Below are 23076 nucleotides of genomic sequence, written 5' to 3' on the forward strand. Positions count from 1 at the left end.
ACAAAACCGTTACAGATTTAATTGGCACACTTTAAACATAGGCAGGGTTAAAAGCTAAAGCCGTTTATTAGCCAGTTTCACAACTTCCACGATAACCGGAAAGGTCTGCTCCAAGAATAAGTTTTTCTTGTTTTTCAGTCTTAGCTCACAAAGGTAAGGCCTTTGCTTACGTATGGTTTGGATGACTGCCTGAACTTGAGCGATTTCAAAACTAGCGATTCGTTAAACTTTCTGCACGACATTTTCTTCTTCAATTTGCGCCAATTCCTGCATTTCGCGCAGTTGGCTACCATGTCTTTAATAAGTAGCGCAATTTCATCAGCAGAATTAGCGATGTTAATTGCACCTGATTAACTCGCTCCATCAAGGCATTTCCCAAAGCATCCCGTAATGCGGCAAGGTTAATTTAAGCTGAGTGATTTTTTGGCTGGCAGAGACGGGGCACTAGATTGAATGGCATCTTCCCTTACCAAGCCGGTTCAACTCCAGTTCATTACATGATGCCTGAGAGTATATGCAACTCACGGACTTTAGCTCGTAGCGCACTGTTCAGCGGATTTTAAGTGGATGTTAATAACCATTATCTTCGAACAAAAAGCATCCTGTTGTTGACAGATTCATTTTTTTTACCTAATTTACAATGTTAAAAACAGAAATTCTGAAGCTATTGATTTTTAATTATAATATTTAACTGAGAATGTTTAGAGTTTATCTTTTCCATTGCTCAAGCTCTACTCTCGTTTTATCTAACAATAATTGTGTTCGAATTGGCATATTCAAATTTAAATTGTATATATATTTTCATATCCGGCAGCTTTACAAGTTTTGTCTAAGGGGACAACAGTGGACGACGTGGTGATACCTAAAGATGCACTGATATTCAAACTGGACGAAAACAATAAATTACTTGCGGTGTTCGAACCGGATGAATCCAAGGTTACGCTTGACGAAGATGCGATCAAGGAAATTCTGGTTCGGCAGGGTATGGCTGACCTGTTTTTAGATGAAAAAGCCCTCTCCCGTTTAGTACAGACGTACAACAATTCCAATGCCGGTTTTGTGCTGGAAATCGGTGAACGCCGGAATGGCGAATTCATCATCAAGGTCTCCGAGGATAAGATGACCGCCCGGCTTACGATGACCCGCGCATACGGGGGCATCCCTGTCACCTTTGATCAAATCCGTCAATCCCTTAAAGAAAAGGGCATAATCAACGGCCTCATTTCCGCCGCTGAAATCGAAGCCGCCCTGAAAGAAGATCAGGTCACGGATTATCTTATTGCTCAAGGCCAGCCGGCCGTGCCTGGCCTTGACGCACAGTTCCATAGCTTGGTGCCGGAAATGCAAGAACGACGTCCCCAAATAAATGAACACGGCATTGCGGATTTTCGTGATCTTGGACATCTTATTCTGGTCAAGGAAGGTGAGCCGCTGATGCGTCGTACCCTTGCTACCGAAGGGACAAAGGGAAAAAACGTCCTGGGGCAAATAATTACACCAAAGCCTAGTCAGAACACGCCTTTTTCTTCGGAGCTAAAAGGCGCCATGTTTGACCCGGAGGATAGAAACCTGCTGCTGGCAGCGATTATGGGCCAACCGCTGCTGATTCCCAATGGTGTTATGGTATCGCCTACCATCACCGTGCCGCAGGTAGACATCTCAACCGGTAATTTAAGTTTCGACGGCACGATTAATGTCTTAGGCGATGTTATGGAAGGGATGAAGGTTTATGCGCTAAATGACATCTTCGTAGGAGGAACTGTTGAAGCCGCAATAATTGAAGCAGGCGGCGATATCAATATCAAAGGCGGCGTAATCGGTAACAGTGACCCTGGCGGTGGCTCGAACGCTCAAATAAGCGGAAGAATTTCTTGCAAAGGTTCGGTCCGCGCACGTTATGCCAAATATGTCAGTATTGAGGCGGGCACCAGCATCGTCATTGAAGAATATTCGATGAATAGCCAATTGACTGCAATAAATCAAATTTTGGTTGGAAAATCCGGAGGAAAAAAAGGACTCATCATAGGCGGTACCGCATGTGCAATGATGTTGATACAAGCGGCCTCAATCGGGTCTGATGCCGGCGTTAAAACCTATATCCAGGCCGGCTTAAATCCCCATACTCAGGAGCAACTAAACGGTATCGAAAGTGAAATCGAGGCGAATGAAAAAAGTCAGGACGATATAAAGAAGATTATCGCTTTCGTTGAAAACAATCCTGAAAAAGACAAAAACGGGCTGTTGGATAAAGCCCGCCGCACTTTAGACAAATTAACGACCGAAATCGACCGGCATCAGGCTGATCGGGAAAGTCTTCTCTCTGAAATGTCCTTTGCGGAATATGCCAAAATTATTGCAGAACAAACCCTTTATAGCGGCGTTGAAGTCCGGATCGGCGACCAGACTTGGAAGGCTAAGGAAGAACGGGGTAAAACTGTTTTTCGGCTTATCGATAAAAAAATCAGTTTTGGAAGCTAGCTCTGCATCAATTGTTCTTTTTAATTTTACCGGGTTATAGTTTACGCGGTCATGTTTGTGAAATTTTTCACAGTAAAAAAGCCATAAACAAACAATGACCGCATTTTATAATTCCGTTTACTCTTTTTTAGCAGCAGCATCCGCCAACAGTTTCTTTCTGATTAAAAAAGCCGCACCGATTGCGCATAAAGCCGGCACTTGCACCAGCAAAAAAGTGCCTGTCGCACTTTTAGCAACCATGCCCGATAAAGCGTTAACTACCGTCAACTTAACTGCCCACCAGGCAATCCAATAACCGATCAATCCTATAATAGCCCAGTTAATCGGCGGCTCTCCTTTTTCCTTTGCGGTCATATAAAACCAAACAAGAACTGCAATTGCAGCAAATCTAGCTAAATGCAACATTTTCCCACCTCATTTTTAATTATAATAAACATACAGTGTCTTAGACTCTACCCAATTAGTGTTTAACTGGCAACAGCTGTTATTAAGTAGATAATCATATTCCATAATTGATCGTCATTACATTTTTTACGCTAGGAGAATATTGTGGAAAACCCGTTTAAAGCTATCGTATCGACTCTTGCCGCAATAGTTTTGCTGCTGATAGCCGTTGTCTGCATTCTGCCGTTTGTTTTCGACCCTAACGATTTTAAACCTGAAATTGCCGCTGCTGTTAAGGAAAAGACCGGCCGGGAACTGGTGCTGGACGGCGAATTAAAACTTTCATTATTTCCTTGGGTCGGCGTTTCAACAGGTAAAATTGCATTAAACAATACACCGGAGTTTCAAGATCGGCCCTTTACAACAATAGAAGAAAGCAATGTAAAAGTGCTGTTACTGCCTCTGTTATCAAAAAAAGTAGAAGTCGACCGTATTGTCTTAAAAGGCTTGACTTTGAACCTTGTCAGGAACAAACAGGGCATCTCAAATTGGGATGATCTAACTACCAAAACTGTAGCACCGGCGACTGTCGCCGGTAAACAGGATGAGCAACCGACACCCAAAGCAGCACCGGCGACTTTTACCATTGGCGGCATTGCTATTGAGAATGCCCAAATTAACTGGGATGACCTAAAAACCGAAAAATACATCGAAATAAAAGACCTTAACCTAAATACCGATAAATTTGCCTTTGATGAACCGATGGCCGTCGCCGTTTCCCTAACCGCTTTGGACAGTAGATCCAAAGCGGTTCAGACCATCAAATTAAGCACCGAATTAAGTGTTAATGAAAAACTTGATGCTTTTGCATTACGCCATAGCGATTTGCAAGTAACTACATCAGGCGAAACCGTTCCCGGCAAAACATTAACAACGGCATTGACTGTTGCCGATGCAGCACTGGATATGAACCAACAAACGGCCAAAATTTATGGATTGCAGCTCAAATCCGGCGATGTGACGCTCGCCGCTGTTGAAATGACCGGCACTTCTATCAAGGATAAGCCCTCTTTTCAGGGGGCTGTTACCGTTGCGCCATTCAGTCCCGCCAAAGTAATACAGCAATTAGCGATCTCCTTGCCTACAATGCAGGATGCCAATGCCCTAAGCAAACTATCCGCCAACTTTGACTTGACCGCGACAACCGATTCGGCCGATCTGCAAAGCCTGATAATGATGCTGGACGATACCAAAATAATAGGCTCTGTCACCGTTAAAGACTTCTCTCGGCCTGCTGTCAACTTCAACTTAGACATTGATGCGCTTGATCTCGATCGTTATTTACCCCCTCCCGATAAGTCATCCAAACCCATAGCCAGTCCCGCTGTGTCACTGGCCGCCGGCGCTTCCGCTTTACCGGTTGAAATGTTGAGAAAACTCAACACCAACGGTACTGTGGCGCTTGGCAAGCTCAAAGTCAAAGGTTTGGCGATGCAGGACGTCCATATAAACTTGAATGCTAAAGACGGTACCATTACCACACAACAGTCGGTCAAACAGTTGTATCAAGGCAGTTATTCCGGCAACCTCAACATGAACACACGTGACGACAAATCGACGCTGGCAATAAACGAAAAAATAGATCATGTGCAAATCGAGCCTTTGTTGAAAGACTACCAAGGTAAAGCCCGAATGAGCGGTATCGTTAACGCATCCGCACAGTTGCAAGGACAGGGTAACAACACAGACGAATTGAAAGCTTCGTTAAAAGGCCAGTTAAGCTTCTTGTTCAAAGATGGCGTGCTCAAAGGTTTTAATCTGCAAAAAATCATTGATGAAGGTAAGGCGCTGATTAAAGGCTCCGCTCTGCCCGCTGACGCTAAAAACGATCAAACATTATTTTCGGAAATGAGCGGCACAGCGACGATCACCAATGGCCTGCTCCAAAATAACGACCTTGTTGCCAAATCCTCCAAATTACATGTCGATGGTAAAGGCAACATAAATCTAATTTCTGAAGCTGTAGACTATAAAATCGACGCTAAGCTGGTCAATGCCGAAGAGCCTGAGCAAATTAAAGGCGCAGCGATCATTAATATTGCAGGAACGCTCGACAACCCGTCTTATTCGGTTGATATAGCCTCATTATTGACCGACAAAAACAAAGCCAAAATTGATAAACTAATTAATAAACTTGATAAGAAATTAGGTTCCGGCGTGGGCAATCTGTTAAAAGGCTTTTTGAAGTGAGGTGGAGCAGACAAAAGGCGAAAGGCACAGGGCGAAAAAAGCCGCCCTTAAACTACGCAACCTTTCGCCCTTCATCTTTTATCTTTTGCCTCTTATGAGTCCATCCGCTTTTCAACAAAACATCCTTGCTTGGTTCGATCAATACGGCCGTAAAGACCTACCTTGGCAAAAAGACCTGTCGCCATATCGCGTTTGGCTTTCCGAGACCATGTTGCAGCAAACCCAGGTCGCGACGGTTATTCCGTACTTTAATGCTTTTATAGAAAAATTCCCTGATATAGAAAGTTTGGCGAACGCGCCTGTCGATGAGGTTCTGCATCTTTGGTCCGGCCTGGGCTACTATGCGCGAGCCCGCAACCTGCATAAAACGGCGCAACTTATTGCCGAGCAGGGCAGCTTCCCCAATACGCTGGATGAACTGGTAAAATTGCCCGGCATAGGCCTGTCAACGGCTGGAGCCATATTGAGCATTGCTTTTAACAAAAGCCACCCGATTCTTGATGGCAATGTTAAAAGGGTTCTAACCCGATTTAGAGCAGTCTCCGGCTGGCCAGGCAATACCGCAGTCAATAAAGAACTGTGGACAATCAGCGCCAAACTTACCCCGATAGCTCGCGTCGCGGATTACACTCAGGCCATGATGGACTTGGGCGCAACACTCTGCACCCGCGGCAAACCTGCTTGCGGAGCCTGTCCTCTTAAAGACAATTGTTTAGCCAGACTTGCGGATAATGTCTCGGCATTCCCGACACCTAAGCCCACCAAGATCCTGCCTGTTAAACAAACCACTTTTTTATTATTACGCAATGCCGACAGCCGGATAATGCTGGAAAAAAGACCCCCAACCGGTATCTGGGGCGGCTTATGGAGCCTTCCGGAATTCAACAGCGTTAAGGCGGCAAACGATTGGTGCTTGAGCAAAAATATCCATATTGCCGACCGGCAGACACTGCCAACCAAGCGCCATACTTTTTCCCATTATCATTTGGACTACACACCGCTGCTTATTAAAGCCGATAACCCTATAAATTTTGTGATGGAAGCTGATCAAACTGTCTGGTATAAAGCTGAACACGTTAATCAGCTTGGCTTAGCCGCACCAATTAAGCTGCTTTTGCAACAATTAAACATGGGAATAAAATGACTAGAATGGTTAAATGCGTAAAACTGGGAATAGAAGCCGAAGGCCTGGATGCGCCGCCGTTTCCCGGCCCTAAAGGTCAGGAAATATTTGAAAAAGTATCCAAACAAGCCTGGAAAGAATGGTTAGCCAAGCAAACCATGCTGATTAATGAAGGCAGATTAGCCAGCTTTGATCCGAAAGCCCGAGCATTTCTAGCCGAGGAAAGAGACAAGTTTCTGTTTGAAGGCCACAACGAAATGCCGGAAGGTTACATCCCGCCGAAAGACTGATTATTGGTTTTTTAACGGCAATGCGCAACATTGGTCAATGTTGCGCAATTTATCCGCCTTACAAAAACTATCGCTTCATCGACTCAAAAAATTCTGAGTTCGTTTTAAAATCTTTAAGCTTACCAAGCAGGAATTCTGAAGCCGCTGTTTCATCCATGGGCTGAAGAATCTTGCGCAAAATCCAGGTTTTTTGCAGGGTATCGGGATCGACAAGATATTCTTCCCGACGGGTACCGGAACGATTGATGTTAATCGCCGGGTAAATTCTTTTCTCGGCAATTTTGCGATCCAAATGCAATTCCATGTTACCGGTACCTTTAAACTCCTCGTAGATTACCTCGTCCATTCTTGAACCGGTATCAACCAGCGCAGTAGCAATAATCGTCAAACTGCCGCCTTCTTCTATATTCCGCGCCGCGCCGAAAAAGCGTTTCGGTTTTTCCAATGCATTCGCATCCACACCACCGGTTAAGATCTTGCCTGATGAAGGTACAACAGTGTTATATGCTCTGGCCAAACGGGTAATCGAGTCTAACAAAATGACCACGTCGTGTTTGTGTTCGACCAATCGACGCGCCTTTTCAATAACCATTTCTGCCACTTGTACGTGCCGGGTTGCCGGTTCATCGAAGGTACTGGAAATGACTTCGCCGCGAACGCAACGCTCCATCTCTGTGACTTCCTCGGGGCGTTCATCGATAAGCAAAACAATCAGGTAACATTCGGGATTCTGTTCTGCGATGGCCTGCGCCAGGCTTTGCAGGATCATGGTTTTACCGGCTTTAGGCGGCGATACGATCAATCCGCGTTGACCTTTACCGATGGGAGCTATTAAATCGATGATGCGTCCGGTTAAATCTTCGCTGGTGCCATTGCCCTGCTCAAGCACGAATCTTTGTTTAGCAAATAAGGGCGTCAGGTTTGAAAAAGTAATTTTGTTTTTGGTGTTCTCGGGGGGTTCAAAATTGATCTGGTCAACCTTGAGCATTGCGAAATAACGTTCGTTATCTTTGGGTGGCCTGATCTTTCCGCTAATGGTATCGCCGGTCTTTAAGGAAAATCGTCTGATCTGACTGGGCGAAACATAAATATCGTCAGGCCCTGCTAAATACGAGCAGCCCGGCGTACGCAAAAAACCAAAACCATCCTGTAAAATCTCTAAAACGCCGTCGCCGGATATATCGTCGCCGGCCTTTGCCTGCTTTTTCAATATGGCGAAAATCAAGTCTTGCTTTCGCGACCGGGCTACATTTTCAAGCCCAAGGGACTCGGCAATTTCAATGACTTCACTTATTTGTTTTAGTTTTAACTCAGTTAGATTCATATAAAAGATAACTCAAGGAAAAGTACATACGGTGTAAAACCGCAACTAGGAGGACAGGAATAATTCAGGGGTATAGTTTATCGGACGATATGATCGGGTGCGCATGATTATCGCACCGCATAAGTGTAACTCAAGTACTCAGCCCCGTCCAACCTTTTGTGACAGGCCTGAGCCAATTTTGAGTAATTAGACGTGTTTAAATGTTGCTGTCAAGAAAAGCCGCAAGTTGTGATTTTGACAATGCGCCGACTTTAGTTGCTTCCACTTCGCCGTCCTTAAACAGCATTAATGTTGGAATGCCGCGTACGCCGTAATGTTGGGGTGTTTCCGGATTTTCGTCTATATTTAATTTCGCAACAGTCAGCTTGCCCGCATATTCTTTGGCAATATCATCCAGAATCGGTGCAATCATTTTACAGGGTCCGCACCATTCAGCCCAGTAGTCAACCAGCACAGGACCCGCAGCTTTAATAACAGTTTCGTTAAACTCACTATCGCTTACATGAAGGACTGAATCGCTCACTTTATTTCTCCAATTGTTAAAACCAAAACTATAGGAGGGATGAAGCGGGTAGTCAATCAATTTCAGCTGTTTTGATTTTTACGTTATGCTATAGCCTATGAACAATACACATTTAACTCAAATCCGCTTCAGCAATCTTGAATTGTCTGATTCTATTTTACGCAGTTTAAAAGACGCAGGCTTTAATCACTGCACTCCTATCCAGCGGCAGGCTTTACCCTTATCGTTACGGGGCAAGGATATTGCGGGTCAAGCCCAAACCGGAACCGGCAAAACCGCCGCTTTTTTACTGGCTACTTTTCAGTATTTGATTAACGATGCTGAGGACGATGTAGAAGCGGAAATCGACGATGGCATGGACGGCGAAGAAAAGTCAGTTATCAAAGCCGTTACCAAAAGCAAAAAAATCAAATATCCCAGAGCCATTATTCTCGCACCAACCCGCGAGTTAGCGATTCAGATCCACAAAGATGCCTTGCAACTGGGCAAACATCTTAATCTTAAATTTGCACTCATATACGGCGGTACCGACTATCAAAAACAACTGGACAGCATCAAGTCCAATGTCGACATTATCATCGGCACACCCGGCCGTATTATCGACTTCTACCGGCAAAACGCGTTCACTCTCGATAACGTCAAAGTCACGGTGATGGACGAAGCCGATCGCATGTTCGATTTGGGCTTTATCAAAGACATTCGCTATTTATTGCGGCGCATGCCGCCGCCTAATCAGCGCTTGAATATGTTGTTCTCGGCAACCTTATCTTACAAAGTGACCGAGCTGGCCTACGAGCATATGAACAACCCGGTTTTGATTAAGATCGAAACCGAAGAAATCACTTCCAAGGCTATACAACAAAGCGCATTTTGTCCTTCGAATGAGCAAAAAATTCCTTTGTTAGTTGGCATATTGAATCAGCACCAACCGCAGCGCAGCATTATTTTTGTTAACACCAAACGCTGTGCCGAACGCCTTGATGACACCTTAAACGCTAACGGCTACAAAACCGCTGCGCTCAGCGGCGATGTCCCGCAAGATAAACGCCAACGCTTGTTGAGCGATTTTCAGGAAAACAAAATTACCTTATTGATTGCAACCGATGTTGCGGCCAGGGGCCTGCATATTGCCGATGTCTCTCATGTATTCAATTACGATCTGCCGCAGGATGTGGAAGATTATGTACACAGAATCGGCCGTACTGCGCGCTTTGGCGCCAGCGGAGTAGCCATCAGTTTTATCTGTGAACAGTACGCTTATTCGATGCCGGATATTGAAGACTATATTGGTCAAAAGATTCCGGTTCTGCCCGTTACTGCCGATCTTTTAGCAGAAATTGTCAAACCGGCAAGAAGGCCTGAAAAACCCAGAACCGAATATCAGGGAAAACGTCCAAATCAAGACAAAAAATGGAAACCTAAAGCCCAGCCATTAGCTCCCGAAAATCCTCAATAGCAGGATAACCGGCTATTTCTCTTTTGGGCAGTTTGGTATCGGGCTTACTCACCGAAATTAAATAGGCGATACCGAACTGCTTGGCGGAATTCAACACCGCCAAGCTATCATCGATCAACAGCGCGGTTTGCTTTTCAAACGATATGCGCTGTTGTAACAACCGCCAAAAATCGGCATGTTCTTTCGGAAATCCCAAATCATGAGAGCTGATAATCCCGTCGAAAAATTCCTGGAGACAGGTTTTTTCCATTTTAAGACCCAAGCTATCCCGATGCGCATTGGTTACCAAGTAGACCTTTTTGGGCGAACGATGAACTTTTTCCAGAAACTCCGTCACATGCGGCAATACCGAGATTAAGCCTGAAATTTCCGCTTTCAATCCGGCAATATCCAGCGCTAACTCATCGCTCCAATAATCAAGGCAATACCATTCCAGTTTGCCTTCCATACTTTTAAAGCGCGGCTCCAATTGCTGTTTTGCAGCTTCTATCGACAAGCTCTGTTTTTCGGCAAATTTAAGCGGCACAAACTCTTTCCAGAAATGGTTATCAAAATTCAAATCCAGCAATGTCCCGTCCATATCCAGTAAAACGGTGTCAACTTTTTTCCAATCGATCATCAGAGTGCGTTATATTTACAAAAAATACTTAATAAAATAGCACAATGGCTGAAAAACCAATCATCCTTAACAAAACAACCATCGCTACCAGCCGATTATTCCGCATCGAATCGTTGGATATTGAATTCAGCAATGGCGAACTGCGCAACTACGAACGCTTGGCCCGTGGTCACTCGGGCGGCGCGGTGCTGATTGTGCCGATGCTGGATAATGAAACGGTGCTGTTAATCAGGGAATATTCCGCCGGAGTGCACCGCTATGAGCTGGGCTTGCCCAAAGGCAAAACCGATAAAGGCGAATCTTTCCTGGAAGCCGCAAACCGGGAGCTTAAAGAGGAAGTCGGCTTTGGCGCCAGAAGCCTGCATCACTTAAGCTCTTTTTCGATCGCGCCGTCCTATCTGGAACACATGACCGAGATTGTGATCGCCCAGGATTTGTATGCCGAAAAACTGGAAGGCGATGAACCCGAAGAATTGGAAGTTGTTCCGTGGAAATTAAGCCGCATCAACGAATTGTTGGCCACCGGGGAATGCACCGAAGCCCGCTCGATTGCCGCGCTGTTTATGGCGGTGGAATATTTTAAGGCGCTTGCGGCTAAATGATCAATTCACCACGAAGGCACGAAGAGCACAGAGAAAACAGCAAAAAATAGAACGCTAAGACGCTGATTGCTTATAATTTGTAAAGCTCTGAACTTGATCTGACAGAGTCTAAAATGAGGTTCAGCTGTATCAGGGCATTGACCGTCTTAGTTGACCCGAAGGAGACTTTCGCTGGAATTATTCAAATGGCTGGTAAACAGCAACATAACAGGCTGTCGTCGTGATAAAAAAGAAACTGTAGTCATCCAAATTGGGGCCATATACAATAACTTTTCTAACAACTTATTAGCTGTTGGTACATGCACTTGAAGAAACGCGTGATTCTAGGTATCTTGCTTTTAATGCTTGTCACGATTGATTACGCATTCGCAGACTACGCCAAATGGAATTGGAATCAGCAATTACCAGAACAACTCACAACTCATGCTGTTCGTTCCAACCGAACTCCAGATGCCGTAGACGCTTTTTTTTACGGCCCACATCATCCGCCGAACATACAGCAGATTCTAGATTTCCTTGGTCCAGCAGATGCCTTTAGCCGACAGTTTATGTATTCCAGGACCAAAGGCACGGCAGAGCCATCCAAGACGGGCGGTACGCTTCGCTTCCTATTAGACGACGGCGGAGAGGTTCACGTCTGGACGCCCGACTTTCGCGGAGTTGGTCTTGCCGTTCGCCACCGCAAAAAAGGTAACTCAGAACTTCTCTACAAATGACTTTTCCCAATTCCACAACGCTTACCATGGGCTGAGGCGATTAACGCTGCAATGAACGGCAGCCGTTAATGTCTGCTCTTGAACCATTTCCCGTCTTTAACCGAGATTTGTTGGTCGTCTGGTTTTGGCCGAACTGAGGCATTCAATGTCATACTCATCCAAAGTAATATTTGAAGCGGTCAGATCAAGTTCAGAGGTATACAAATCACAACCGAAAAAGCGGCTCCAATTTATCATCTTCCTTAATCGCTATTTTTTCCCTAGCTTTATTTTCAGCGAACGCTTGAAACAGTTTTTTACCCTGCCACTGATCAGCGGTTTTACCATACAAAATCTGGTTCAAATGCAAAATTTCATCCCTTAGCCTCGCATCGCTTAACTCGGCGATAGCGCCAAGGCTCGTTGCCCCGGATTTTTGCCGTCCCCATGCCAGCAGCGCATCTTTCGCAGCCACGGCATTATTATCGGCGCAGGCTTTTTTCAGGTTTTTTACGCTGTCAGCCAAGCGTAGCTCCGGTTCACTTTTTTCCTCGACCGGTTTTTTAGCCGGACGTTTTGTTAGGAAATAAACCAGTGTCGCCAACCAACCCGTCCCTAAAAACATAGCAACCCAAAACCAGGTATTTTGTTGCTGCGGCTGAGAAACAACCGTCGGCGCGGGTTGTTCAACTTTTTTTGGTTGTTGCTCCATCGGTGGAGCTACCGGTGTAACCGGAGCTTGCTGGGCTCCTTCCACTTCCAGCGCCGTGATGTTGGTTTCCGGAATTTTAGCTATTTCCATTTTTTGGGTTTGGGTATTAAACCAGGGAATTTCTATTGCCGGCAGCTTGTAGAACCCCGCTTTCGATGGAATAATGGCTATTTTTTCTTCCCTGAAAGCAATCAGGCCTTCCGGCTTTTTCTGTTCCTGCAATACCGGCTGATCAGGGTAAGTTTTTAATTGGTCATTGATTTTATTTGCGTTTAATTCCGGCAACTGTCCGACGGTCGTGCCTTTAGCCAACAGCGTCAAAGTTCGGGTCAAAGGCTCGCCGACTCTCATTTGCTGGTTATCGCCCGACCATTCTTCCTTTAACACCAGATGTTCAGCTGAAAGCCAATGCTTTCCGGTAAAAGTTGCCGGCGCGGGTTTGACATCCAGCGTTACCGACTTGGATAACACTTTTTTGGTTTTGGTCATCCGGGAATTAAAAAAACTGTTAAAACTCGGGCGGCTGTTAACCATGACCTCTGCGGTTAACGCCAAAGGCTTGATCGTCACTGAACCGCTTTTTTGCGGAAAAATCGCGTACTTGCGCTCAGTGACCAAATAATTCACTCCGTTGATCTGGGTATTGTAATTGCTGTCATCACCCAATTTTTCAATCACGGCATCGCCCAGCTCCGGTTCATTCAAAGCCGCTTGAGCGATGTCGACCCTTCTGTATAAACGCACGGTATAAAGAACCTGGGATTGCACATAAAGACTCTCAGGATTCGCCTCAACCTCCAAAAACAAATCATCGTCGGTATTGACGGCTTTATTGGCTGTCGCCTGAGTCACCAGAATGCTTGCCGGTTGACTGACATCATCGCCAAACTTGACCGGCGGAACAGTCAAACTGCCTGGATGTTTGGCCATCACATTAAGCGTCCACTGTATGGTCTTGCTAGACTGTCCGTTAATCCAGGACGAATTGCTGCTCTGGCTTTGGCCGAGTATCTCGAAATCCTGTTCCAGCGGGGTGAAATCCGGGTCGTTATCCGGTGTGTCGTTGGCGGTAAAAATAATCTGGAACGATTCATCCAGGCTGACCGGGTTGCGGTCGAACGACACGCTGATTTGTGTTTGTGCCGCAAATACATTGGCTGTCGCAACATTCAACAGCAGCAAAAGAAAAAATAGTTTTTTTATAGTATTCATGTTCATCATTTAGATTAACCAAGATTCCATGCAGCAATAAACGGCCGATAGAAATTCATATCCTGAACCGTAGCGCCTCTTTGAGTTACTAAAGCGGACGCGAACGACTGCGCCCGTTCCATAGTCAATTGCAATGCCCAGTCATGCTGTATGCCCAGCAGCAGAACCGCCGCAAACGCATCGCCGGCTCCTACGGTATCGATCACGGCTAAATCGGCCACCGGCATAACTTCAATAAATTCCCCGGCTCGGCTAATTGCCAACGCGCCTTGGCTACCGCACGTAACTACCAGAACTTCAATTTCATGTTGCGCCATAAACAAACGCATTGCTTCTTGCACTGTGTTTTGTGGCGGGACCAAATCCATTAACTCATCCTGATTCAGTTTGACCCAATGCGCCTTATTAACCCACTGTTTAACCGCCTCTTTGTGCCACCACGGCGCTCTTAAATTCACATCGATAAAAACCTTGCCTTGATGACGCGCTGTTAAGTCCTGCAAGGTCTGCGCCGAAACACGGTTACGCAAGGCCAAAGTACCGTGATAAAGAACGCTAAACTGCCGATCTACATCCGGTTGCTGCACGGTAATAAAATCGTAAGCCTGATCGGCTAAGATGTCATAGCTGGGCTCGCTATTGTTAAAACTCACCTGCACCGTTCCGGTAGGACGATCGGGATCGACTTGCAAGTTTTCAACAGCCATGCCCCAAGCCAGCATGGCCCGCCTGATTTTCTCGCCTAAGGCATCCCGGCCTATTCGGCCGATAAAACACGGGCGCTGGTTAAACGCCTGAAGATGCCAAGCCACGTTAAAAGGCGCGCCGCCTAATATTTGCTGACCGTCTGGAAATTGGTCGAACAGCGCTTCACCGAAGATGGCTATTTGATTATCAGCCATATTTACCAGCCATCGGCATCACCGGTTGATTGACGACCACGCTGTCCGTATTGATATTTAAACTTACGTTTTAGTAACCCGGCTGGATCGTCGGGGATTCTTTTGAGCCATTGGTCATTGGCTTGCTGTTGTTCATCCGATGGCTCTGCTTCAACCGGCGCTTGCTCTTTGGTTTGGTCCTTGGCTTCATCTTTGTCCTGCTCGGCTTGCTGAGGCTTTTCGGCTTCCGGCTTTTTCTGCTCGGCTTTGTCTTGCTGCTGATTTTCGTCCGACTGTTGCTGGTCCGATTGTTTCTGCTCCGGTTTTTGTTCGGGTTTTTCTTCGTTTTTATTTTGATCGGATTTTTGTTCGCCTGATTTTTCCGATTGTTCTTTATCCTTGTTTTGCTGGGAATCGTCTTTGGATTGTTGCTTATCGTCCTTTTGCTGATTCTGCTGTTTTTGCTTTTCCAATTCTTTTTCTACGACATCCTTGTTGTGTTTGGCGTCGCTATCGTTAGGATTAACAGCCAAGGCTTTTTCATAGGCTTTAATAGCCTCTTCCAACTGACCGGCTTTCGCCAGCGCATTGCCCTGATTATAAGCACTGCTGTCGGACTTGCTATTTTTCAGGCTTTCCAGCGCCTTGTCATACTCACCCGCTTTGTAATGCGCAGCCGCTTTCCAATCCGGGTTTTCAAATTGCTCCGCCGCTTTGGCATAATCCTGCTTTTTATAAGCTTGTTGGGCCTGTTGATCTTTGGTCTGCCATAAATCCTGCCAGCCTAGCGCATAGCTGTTTTTAGGCAGCGGCAAAATCAGCAACAAGGCAAAACACAACAAGCCTTTCCTGAAAGTCAGCGCGGCCAGCGGCAAAACCAGCAATAACAACCAAGGGCCTTTATCCGCCCATTGATCCAATAATAAGTTATCGTTTTGCTTGCCTTGCTGCTGCACCGATCTATCTGCGTTTGCCAGTACTGTTTGGATGTCCCCGTCTTTTGCCGTAATGGTTTGATAGATACCGTTACCCGCTTGCGCCAGTTTTGCGAGCTCACCGGAGTTCAGTTTGGGCACCACAATATTGCCTTGCGGGTCTTTAAGAAACCCGCCCTCAGGCAACGCAACCGGTGCGCCCTCATCTGTCCCGACACCTAATATCGATAGCTGATACTTATCCAATGATTTGGCTGCCACCAAGGTTTTATCCAGATCAACGCCATCGGTGACCAACAAGATCTGGCCTTTTTGCAGACCCGCCTGCTTGAGCAGCTCTACGGCTTTTTCCAGTGCCAACGCTGCATTACTGCCCTGGCTGGGCATAATGTCGGTATTCAATGCCGACAGCTGACTGTCTATGGTCTCGGTGTCATCGGTCAGCGGCGTTACGGTAAACGCATCGCCGGCGTAAACAAGCAATGCGGTTTGACCGTCTTTTCGCTGTTTTAGAATATCGGCAATTTTATATCGCGCCTTAACCAAACGGCTTGGTTTGATATCCGCGGCATCCATCGACAGGGACAAATCCAACGCAATGACCAACGCAGAATCGTTTCTGAAAACCGGCGACGGCAGCCGCTCCCAAGTCGGCCCTGCCAGCGCGATAATCACCAGCAGCGCGGCGATGGCACCTGCTGTTATCGGCCAGCGACTTTGGTTGACTGGCTTGTCCTGCAACAAATACGGCAATAATGCCGCGTCGCATACCGCCGACCAATTGCCCTGACTCAATTTATTCCTGAGCATTAAACTTAGAATTACCAGATAAGGTATAAAGGCCAGCAGCCAGTACGGCCTGATAAAATGAAATTCGGCTATGTTCATGACAATCGTACCTTGGACAATGCAATGACCGCCGCCAAAACTAACGCCAGCGACAACGGCCAGTAATACAGTTCGCTACGGGGCCTGAAATATTGTTTGTCTCTTTCGACCGGTTCCAGTTCGTCCAGTCTCATATAGATATTATTCAGTTCATCGGTATTTCTGGCCCGGTAATACTGGCCGCCGGTGCTCTCGGCAATCTTTATCAAGGTTTTCTCGTCCAGATCGACGGATGGATTAACTTTACGGTTGCCGAAAAAACTGCGCACGATCATTTCATCCGCGCCTATGCCGATAGTATAAATTTTCAGATGATTGGCTGCGGCCAATTCTGCGGCTTTTAACGGTGATATCTCACCGGCGGTATTGGCTCCATCAGTCATCAATACCAAAACCCGGCTGTTGGCTGCCTCATTTTTAAGCCGTTTGACTGCCAAGCCAATGGCGTCGCCTATCGCGGTATTGTCACCGGCAAGACCGATGACCGCTTCGCTTAATAAGGTCATTACCGTTTTACGGTCAAAAGTCAACGGCGTTTGCAAATAGGCCTGGGTGCCGAACAGTATCAGGCCCACCCTGTCGCCGACACGCCTGTTGATAAAATCGCTGGCCACGCCTTTGGCTGCGGTCAGCCGGTCAACAGCCCGTTTGTTAATAACAAAATCCTGCTCTTCCATACTGCCGGACAGATCGACTGCCAGCATCAAATCCCGGCCGCTGACCACCTGCTCAATCGGTTCGCCTAGCCATTGCGGCCTAGTGCAGGCAATAACCAGCAATAACCAGGCAATCGCCGCCAGCAATAACGGCCATTGTTGGGTTTGGGAAACTGCCTTGGTTTCTCCCTCGGAAAAATCTTCTAGAAACGGAACTTTTAACGCCGCCTGTTCGACGGGCATCTTGGCCGGAATCAGCCAGCGGATTAACAAGGGCAAAGGTAAAGCGGCCAACAGCCAGGGCCATTCGAAGTGAATCATTTTTTTGCCTGAGATTTAAGCCAGTCTTCGCAAAGATCGATTAATTGGGATATTTCCAGTTCTGTAGGCGACGTTTTCTGGTAAGGCGCATCAGCCAGAAGTTGACCGACGCCCTCACTGAACGGCATGCCTTTTACCGAGCGGTCGAGAAATGCCAGCCATTGCCGTCCGGTTAAACCGGCAGCGCTGGCTCGCGGCGATACGCTGATCGCTACGCGCCTGATCAACACTGAAAGGTCGGATAATTTCTGAAGGTTATCCCTCTCTGCATCCTGTTTAATCTGGATCAGTATTTTGTTGGCGGTTTTAATTGCCGTCATACGGGTAAGTCTTTTATAAAACCAAACCAGGAAAACAATCAGCAACGGGATCGATACCGCCAATATCCACCAGCCGATAGCCGGAGGCCACCAACCTATCGCTTCGGGTTCGTGAATGTCTTTTAAATCAAGAAGAGTTGGATTCATTTATCTTAAACGTTGTATCGGATCGTCTGTGGTGCTGCATTGAATAAGCGCCAGACCCATTTTTTTGGCTATTTGCTCCAGCTGATTCAGACGCTGGGTAAAATGTTGTTGATATTTTAATAATCGCTGCCGGTCGCCGGTATCGATAACCACATCCCGTTGATCGTCGGTAAAACGGTAGCGGCCTTTTTCCGGCAAATGGCTTTCCAACGGATCATAGACGAAAATCAACACCACTTCGCAATGCCGCGATAACTTTGCCAGATAAGTTTCAACCTGCTCGTTAATGCCGCGAAAATCGCTAATGATATAAACCAGACTGCCGGGACGGGCGTGATGCATGAGCCTAGCCAGCACATATTCCAACGTAACTGATTCTGAGGACAACTGATTAACATCATCTTGGCTACTGATTGCATTTAAAAATCGCAACACCGCATGTCTACCGTTTTGCGGTTTTAATTCCCGGCATTCAGTATCTGTAAATAGTTGCCCGCCAATTCTGTCGCCGTGGTGCTGGGCTGCCCACGCAACTAAACCGGCAAGCTTGGCGGCCAGTACCGATTTAAAAACGCCGCGTGTAGCGAAATGCATCGCAGGACGATTATCCACGGAAATAAACACCGGTCTTTCACGTTCCTCGCGAAACACCTTGGTATGAGCTTCTCCGGTACGCGCGGTAACCCGCCAATCGATACTGCGTATGTCATCGCCGGGCTGATAACCTCTGGCCTCTTCAAACTCCATGCCGCGGCCTTTAAACCGGGACACGTAACCGCCGCTTTGGCCGGCGCGTATCGCTGAATGTTTCAGGTTTAATCCTGCCGCGGGTCTCGCCAAATCGATCAGCATCTTTAGCGACACTGAAACCAATTCGCTAGCCGAGACCTTAGCCGGATCGGCTTGTTTAGCAAACAACATCAAGGCACTGCAACTCTGGCAATAAGTTCTTTAATAAAATAATCGGTCGTGATGCCTTCCGCCTCGGCCTCGTATGACAATATCAAGCGATGCCGCAACACGTCAAAGGCCATATCCTGTATATCTTCGGGGCTGACGAAATCGCGTTGCGCCAGCCAGGCTTTGGCCCTGGAACAACGATCCAGCGCTATGCTGGCCCTGGGACTTGCGCCATATTGCAGCCAAGCTGCAAGATCTTGTCCGTAAGCAGCAGGGTTACGGGTCGCCAAAACGATTTGCAGCAAATAGTTTTCAAGACTTTCCGCCATGTGCAGATCCAGTACTTCATTGCGCGCGGCAAACAAGGTCTTTTGCTCAATCGGCTCGTATTGGCCAACTGCTTTTATCGAGCCGGAACGGGCTTCCGTTCTAGCCAAATGCAAAATGCTTTTTTCATGTTCCGCTTTCGGATAATCGATTTTTACATGCAGTAAAAAACGGTCCAATTGCGCTTCCGGCAGCGGATAAGTGCCTTCCTGCTCGATTGGGTTTTGCGTTGCCATGACCATGAACAATTGCGGCAAAGGGTAGGTTGCTTGGCCTACGGTTATTTGCCGCTCGGCCATGGCTTCCAATAACGCTGCCTGTACTTTTGCCGGAGACCGGTTAATTTCATCGGCTAATATCAGATTATGAAACAAAGGCCCTTTTTGAAATTCAAACGTGCCTTGTTGAGGGCGGTAAATTTCAGTGCCGGTTAGATCGGCCGGCAATAAATCGGGGGTGAACTGCACCCGGTGAAAATCGCCTTGTATGCCTTTGCTTAATACGTTGATTGCTCGGGTCTTGGCAAGGCCCGGAGCGCCTTCAACCAGAATATGGCCGTCAGCCAACAGACCGATCAGCATCCGTTCAACCAATACATCCTGACCGATAATTTCCTGATTTATATAATTTTTCAACCGCATTAATGCCGGTTGAACGGTGTTGTTATTGCCGTTTTTTTCTAACATAGTTGTTTGACATGATGTTGTTTAATCTTAAATTACAGTACGAAAGCCTGATACATTAAACACCCGGCTGGCTTTCATCCGGCAAATATATTGTCGATAAATTGTTTTTCAATGAAAGACGGCCTATTTTATACAGTTATTACCTATGACAACATAGAACAAATCTGTTAACAAATTCTTAACAAGTTGTGGATAGGGATGAGAATAAAATTGCGGCTTTAGTTATCTACAATTCATGCACAAGTTTAGGATAGCTTTAAACGCACCTTATCATATCAATCAAGTTATTGATTTTATTTTTAAAAAATAGCTTATCAACAAATTTTTAGTTATGTAATAACAATAAATTGTTTTAATTTTTTTATTTTATTGTAATTACAGTGAACAAAAAATTTGTTCAATAGCCCTTATCTCCTATACTCTTTTAAAATGACGTTTAAGATGGTGCAGCCGAGGAAAAAAATGAGAATTACACTGTTTATTTTAGGAAGCCTTTTTTCTGTTTGTACTTTTGCAGGAATTTACAAATGCACTGACATTAATGGAAAGACGGATTACCAGTCAAAGCCTTGCGATTCGGAACATAAAACTATACAAATTAATGTTAAAACAGGCGGTTCTACCGACCTAACGGATCAGGAAAAACAAAAACAGGATTTAGCGCAAAAAGAACAAGATGAAAAACTTGAGCAAGAACAGTTAACCAAAAAACAAGCCCAGCTTAAACAAGACGCAATAAGCGAAAGCGCAAAGAATCAGTTCCTTATTAAAAGCAACCCTGAGAAATTTTCCGCGTTTTCTATTCCGCCTTATGCTCCCGATCATCTGCCTGATTTAGTTGGAAATTATCAATCCAGACTTCCGGATATTGAACGTTTACGGAGACAAGCGGCTGAAAAAGCATTGGCTTCAGGGCAATGCACGCGAGTTGAATCATCTGAATTGCATAGTAAAAGCACAAAAAAAATATTGGTCTTTTCAGTCGATTGCAGTAGCGGAAAAAATTTCCAATTTAACGAACAGGTATTAGCCAAATAATTACTCAATGAGTCCGTTAAAAACCATATTAATAACCGGCTGCTCTACCGGTATTGGTTACATCACTGCGGTTGAATTAAAAAAACGCGGCCATAATGTTATTGCTACGGCAAGAAAACCGGAAGATGTATCCCGACTGCAAAAAGAAGGTTTTATTGCAATACAACTGGATTTGGCTGACAGTAGCAGCATTCAGCAGGCGGTCAATGCGGCGGTTAAATTAACCGACGGAAAAATCGATGCGCTGTTTAACAATGGCGCTTTCGGCCAGCCGGGAGCTGTCGAGGATTTAACTCGCGATGTGCTCAGATTTCAGTTTGAAACCAATTTGTTCGGCACCCATGAACTGACCAACCTGATTATTCCCTTGATGCGCAAACAGGGGCACGGCCGGATTATCTATAACAGCTCAATTTTGGGTCTGGTCGCGATGACTTATAGGGGCGCTTATAATGCCAGCAAGTTTGCGCTGGAAGGTTTGGCTGATACCTTGCGTTTGGAACTTCATGGTACGAGTATCCATATTTCGCTGATTGAACCCGGGCCGATCCTGAGCGATTTCAGGAAAAATTCTTTTACCCTGTACAAGAAAAATATAGATCCGACGCACAGCCACCATAAAGAAACTTATAAAGCTATGGAAGCCCGCTTGCAAAAAGAAGGAGCCGCCGCTCCGTTTACGCTTCCTGCTCAAGCGGTTACCGAAAAAGTTATCCACGCGCTGGAAGCCAGACAACCTAAAATGCGTTATTACGTTACATTTCCAACTTATTTGTTTGCTTTCCTTAAACGCTTTCTGCCTATGTGCTGGTTGGACGCTTTGCTGAGAAAGATTTAACGATGCGCGATCTTGATGAAATTATTATCGTTTGCCCCTATTGCGGAGAGTCCCTGGATGTATTGATAGATACGAGTTCCGGACCACAGCAATATTACGAAGACTGTTCGGTTTGCTGTGCACCGATTTTATTTATTTTGTCTGAAGATGAAGCGGGGGAAATGGTTATTGATATAAAACGGGATGATGAGTAAGTATCTATCCATAAATTTACTCTGTAATTTTATGTATTAGAATGCCTTTTGGTTTTGCTTTTTAATGTTAAATAATTATTTTTATACTATGTCGACACCAAGAAAGACATGAGGTCAGTTCTAACATTCCAGCATTTACGCTACACTTCGAACCATAGAAATAAGGGGGGCAACATAAAACACCGTTGTTCTTGCATTGCCTTTAAGGGCTACGCCCCCCTTTTCTAGTGATTGATCTTAAAAAATTGCCTTAGAAGCTAACAAATATTTGTTTAAGTGATTTAAATTTTGCAACAGTCTCAATCATTGACGCTTTTGATGCTTCGGTATCACCTTTCAATAGTTCTGCACGAGCTTGTTTAAGAAGAGCGTTAGCTCTTTCTTTTTCTCTATTAACAGTAGCACTCTCGATTCTGTTTAGTGCTTGTTTGGCATCTTTCATCTTTTCTAAAAGAGCCTCTTTATCTGCACCACTATTCAAACCTTCCAAAACTGCTTCAGCTGCTGCAATCGATTCATCAAATGCAGCAAGAACACCTTCTTGAGATTGGTTTTCAATTTTGCCTGCTGGTTTTGCCATGGCAGTAGGAGCTGTTGCAATCATTGCTGTGCCGATAAATGAAGCAATTACTAATTTTTTCAATAAAGTCATTAGACCTTTTCCTCGTGAAAGTAGTGAATTTTGATATTTATGTGTAACAAATTAATTGCACACGTTTTGAATCATATCATAGGCAAAGAGAAATTATCTTAATAAATAATAACTTACACTTTTCATGGTTATTGTATTACTGACTATTTAAAAGCAACAGGGCGGGAAGTCGCAATTTTTGTGAAAACTTTTATGGACAACCTTGCCCAACAAGCAGCAAAAAATGAAAGTAACTTATTAGTCAGATACAATTATTTTTCAAGATGATTGAATCTGCATTTTAAATTCAAAAATAAAAACCTTATTAAAAATCCATCTTTTCACTCTTCCACATCTGGTTGAAAAGTTTCAAAATGTGTTAAAATTATTTCCGGTATATGGCTATTATCATAAATAGTTACAAATCCCATTTAATTAAAAAATAACAATGACTTGAGGTCGAGTGCAATATGAAAATGTTAAAAAAAATCTTACTGTCTTTATTGATTGCTGCTTCTATGGGCGCAGTTTCAACTTCAGTATTGGCTGAAGCTGGTGAAGGTAGAATTACCTATAGTCCTTCCGATGCAATTGATTTGGTAGGCGGTAAAATTAAAGTAGCGCTTGAAGCTGCAGCTAGCGGTGC

At 45.3% G+C, this 23076-nt stretch carries 22 protein-coding genes; 10 read left to right on the forward strand and 12 right to left on the reverse strand.

Features of this window, described 5'->3' with window-relative positions:
• Positions 1-843 precede the first annotated feature (843 nt).
• Entirely contained in the window at positions 844-2478 is a 1635-nt protein-coding gene (locus EPO18_RS04770; protein WP_292431222.1) for a DUF342 domain-containing protein, read from the forward strand.
• Between the two features lie 117 nt (positions 2479-2595).
• On the opposite strand, the gene EPO18_RS04775 is transcribed toward EPO18_RS04770, so the two are convergent.
• Entirely contained in the window at positions 2596-2883 is a 288-nt protein-coding gene (locus tag EPO18_RS04775) for a hypothetical protein (RefSeq protein ID WP_292431226.1), read from the reverse strand.
• Positions 2884-3027: 144 nt separating this feature from the next.
• Here EPO18_RS04775 and EPO18_RS04780 point away from each other — a divergent pair, with 144 nt between their 5' ends.
• From EPO18_RS04780 to EPO18_RS04790, 3 genes are all read left to right on the forward strand, one after another.
• Positions 3028-5112 carry an AsmA family protein gene (locus EPO18_RS04780; RefSeq protein ID WP_292431229.1) on the forward strand — a complete coding sequence of 695 codons (2085 nt, stop codon included), beginning with the start codon at positions 3028-3030 and terminating at the stop codon, positions 5110-5112.
• A gap of 94 nt (positions 5113-5206) precedes the next feature.
• Positions 5207-6256 (forward strand): A/G-specific adenine glycosylase, encoded by a 1050-nt coding sequence (gene mutY, locus EPO18_RS04785; RefSeq protein WP_292431232.1) that lies wholly within the window; start codon positions 5207-5209, stop codon positions 6254-6256.
• Positions 6253-6525, forward strand: coding sequence for an oxidative damage protection protein (locus EPO18_RS04790; RefSeq protein WP_292431234.1), 273 nt, complete (start codon positions 6253-6255; stop codon positions 6523-6525). Before mutY ends, EPO18_RS04790 begins: the two co-directional genes overlap by 4 nt.
• Positions 6526-6592: 67 nt before the next feature.
• Here the strand turns inward: EPO18_RS04790 and rho are convergent, their stop codons facing one another.
• Together rho and trxA are read right to left on the reverse strand one after the other, a co-directional pair.
• Entirely contained in the window at positions 6593-7849 is a 1257-nt protein-coding gene (gene rho / locus EPO18_RS04795; RefSeq protein ID WP_292431237.1) for a transcription termination factor Rho, read from the reverse strand.
• Positions 7850-8045: 196 nt separating this feature from the next.
• Positions 8046-8372, reverse strand: coding sequence for a thioredoxin TrxA (gene trxA, locus EPO18_RS04800; RefSeq protein ID WP_292431240.1), 327 nt, complete (start codon positions 8370-8372; stop codon positions 8046-8048).
• A gap of 97 nt (positions 8373-8469) precedes the next feature.
• Here trxA and EPO18_RS04805 point away from each other — a divergent pair, with 97 nt between their 5' ends.
• A complete protein-coding gene (locus tag EPO18_RS04805) occupies positions 8470-9828 on the forward strand; it encodes a DEAD/DEAH box helicase (RefSeq protein ID WP_292431242.1) in 1359 nt (452 codons plus the stop codon).
• On the opposite strand, the gene yrfG is transcribed toward EPO18_RS04805, so the two are convergent.
• The gene (gene yrfG, locus EPO18_RS04810) at positions 9791-10447 is read right to left on the reverse strand and encodes a GMP/IMP nucleotidase (protein ID WP_292431245.1); all 657 of its coding nucleotides are present in this window, start codon (positions 10445-10447) and stop codon (positions 9791-9793) included. The two genes, EPO18_RS04805 and yrfG, sit on opposite strands and share 38 nt — an antisense overlap.
• 44 nt (positions 10448-10491) lie before the next feature.
• Here yrfG and nudE point away from each other — a divergent pair, with 44 nt between their 5' ends.
• Both nudE and EPO18_RS04820 read left to right on the forward strand, forming a co-directional pair.
• Positions 10492-11049, forward strand: coding sequence for an ADP compounds hydrolase NudE (gene nudE, locus EPO18_RS04815; protein WP_292431247.1), 558 nt, complete (start codon positions 10492-10494; stop codon positions 11047-11049).
• Between the two features lie 299 nt (positions 11050-11348).
• On the forward strand, positions 11349-11765 hold the full coding sequence (locus EPO18_RS04820) for a hypothetical protein (protein WP_292431250.1): 417 nt from the start codon (positions 11349-11351) through the stop codon (positions 11763-11765).
• A gap of 205 nt (positions 11766-11970) precedes the next feature.
• Here EPO18_RS04820 and EPO18_RS04825 read toward each other — a convergent pair whose 3' ends face one another.
• From EPO18_RS04825 to EPO18_RS04855, 7 genes are read right to left on the reverse strand one after another with little or no spacing between them, the layout of a single operon-like run.
• Positions 11971-13668 (reverse strand): BatD family protein, encoded by a 1698-nt coding sequence (locus tag EPO18_RS04825; RefSeq protein ID WP_292431253.1) that lies wholly within the window; start codon positions 13666-13668, stop codon positions 11971-11973.
• A gap of 14 nt (positions 13669-13682) precedes the next feature.
• On the reverse strand, positions 13683-14570 hold the full coding sequence (locus EPO18_RS04830; RefSeq protein ID WP_292431255.1) for a carbohydrate kinase family protein: 888 nt from the start codon (positions 14568-14570) through the stop codon (positions 13683-13685).
• 2 nt (positions 14571-14572) lie between these two features.
• The gene (locus EPO18_RS04835; RefSeq protein ID WP_292431258.1) at positions 14573-16372 is read right to left on the reverse strand and encodes a VWA domain-containing protein; all 1800 of its coding nucleotides are present in this window, start codon (positions 16370-16372) and stop codon (positions 14573-14575) included.
• Positions 16369-17349 carry a vWA domain-containing protein gene (locus EPO18_RS04840; RefSeq protein ID WP_292431260.1) on the reverse strand — a complete coding sequence of 327 codons (981 nt, stop codon included), beginning with the start codon at positions 17347-17349 and terminating at the stop codon, positions 16369-16371. Before EPO18_RS04840 ends, EPO18_RS04835 begins: the two co-directional genes overlap by 4 nt.
• Positions 17346-17816 (reverse strand): DUF4381 domain-containing protein, encoded by a 471-nt coding sequence (locus EPO18_RS04845; protein WP_292431263.1) that lies wholly within the window; start codon positions 17814-17816, stop codon positions 17346-17348. Before EPO18_RS04845 ends, EPO18_RS04840 begins: the two co-directional genes overlap by 4 nt.
• The gene (locus EPO18_RS04850; RefSeq protein WP_292431267.1) at positions 17817-18737 is read right to left on the reverse strand and encodes a DUF58 domain-containing protein; all 921 of its coding nucleotides are present in this window, start codon (positions 18735-18737) and stop codon (positions 17817-17819) included. It abuts the gene before it with no gap.
• Positions 18737-19729 carry an AAA family ATPase gene (locus EPO18_RS04855; RefSeq protein WP_292431269.1) on the reverse strand — a complete coding sequence of 331 codons (993 nt, stop codon included), beginning with the start codon at positions 19727-19729 and terminating at the stop codon, positions 18737-18739. The genes EPO18_RS04850 and EPO18_RS04855 overlap by 1 nt, the downstream gene beginning before the upstream one ends.
• A 393-nt stretch (positions 19730-20122) precedes the next feature.
• On the opposite strand from EPO18_RS04855, the gene EPO18_RS04860 reads away from it, so the two are divergent.
• Genes EPO18_RS04860 through EPO18_RS04870 form a run of 3 tightly spaced genes read left to right on the forward strand, consistent with a single transcriptional unit; the run spans position 20123 to position 21799 of the window.
• Entirely contained in the window at positions 20123-20767 is a 645-nt protein-coding gene (locus EPO18_RS04860) for a DUF4124 domain-containing protein (RefSeq protein ID WP_363331478.1), read from the forward strand.
• Between the two features lie 7 nt (positions 20768-20774).
• The gene (locus tag EPO18_RS04865) at positions 20775-21605 is read left to right on the forward strand and encodes an SDR family oxidoreductase (RefSeq protein ID WP_292431271.1); all 831 of its coding nucleotides are present in this window, start codon (positions 20775-20777) and stop codon (positions 21603-21605) included.
• Between the two features lie 2 nt (positions 21606-21607).
• Complete coding sequence (locus EPO18_RS04870) at positions 21608-21799, forward strand: CPXCG motif-containing cysteine-rich protein (RefSeq protein WP_292431273.1); 192 nt, start codon at positions 21608-21610, stop codon at positions 21797-21799.
• 250 nt (positions 21800-22049) lie between these two features.
• On the opposite strand, the gene EPO18_RS04875 is transcribed toward EPO18_RS04870, so the two are convergent.
• The gene (locus EPO18_RS04875) at positions 22050-22451 is read right to left on the reverse strand and encodes a hypothetical protein (protein ID WP_292431275.1); all 402 of its coding nucleotides are present in this window, start codon (positions 22449-22451) and stop codon (positions 22050-22052) included.
• Positions 22452-23076: the final 625 nt, after the last annotated feature.

The organism is Methylobacter sp. (genome assembly GCF_004322395.1).
Classification (GTDB): domain Bacteria; phylum Pseudomonadota; class Gammaproteobacteria; order Methylococcales; family Methylomonadaceae; genus Methylobacter_A.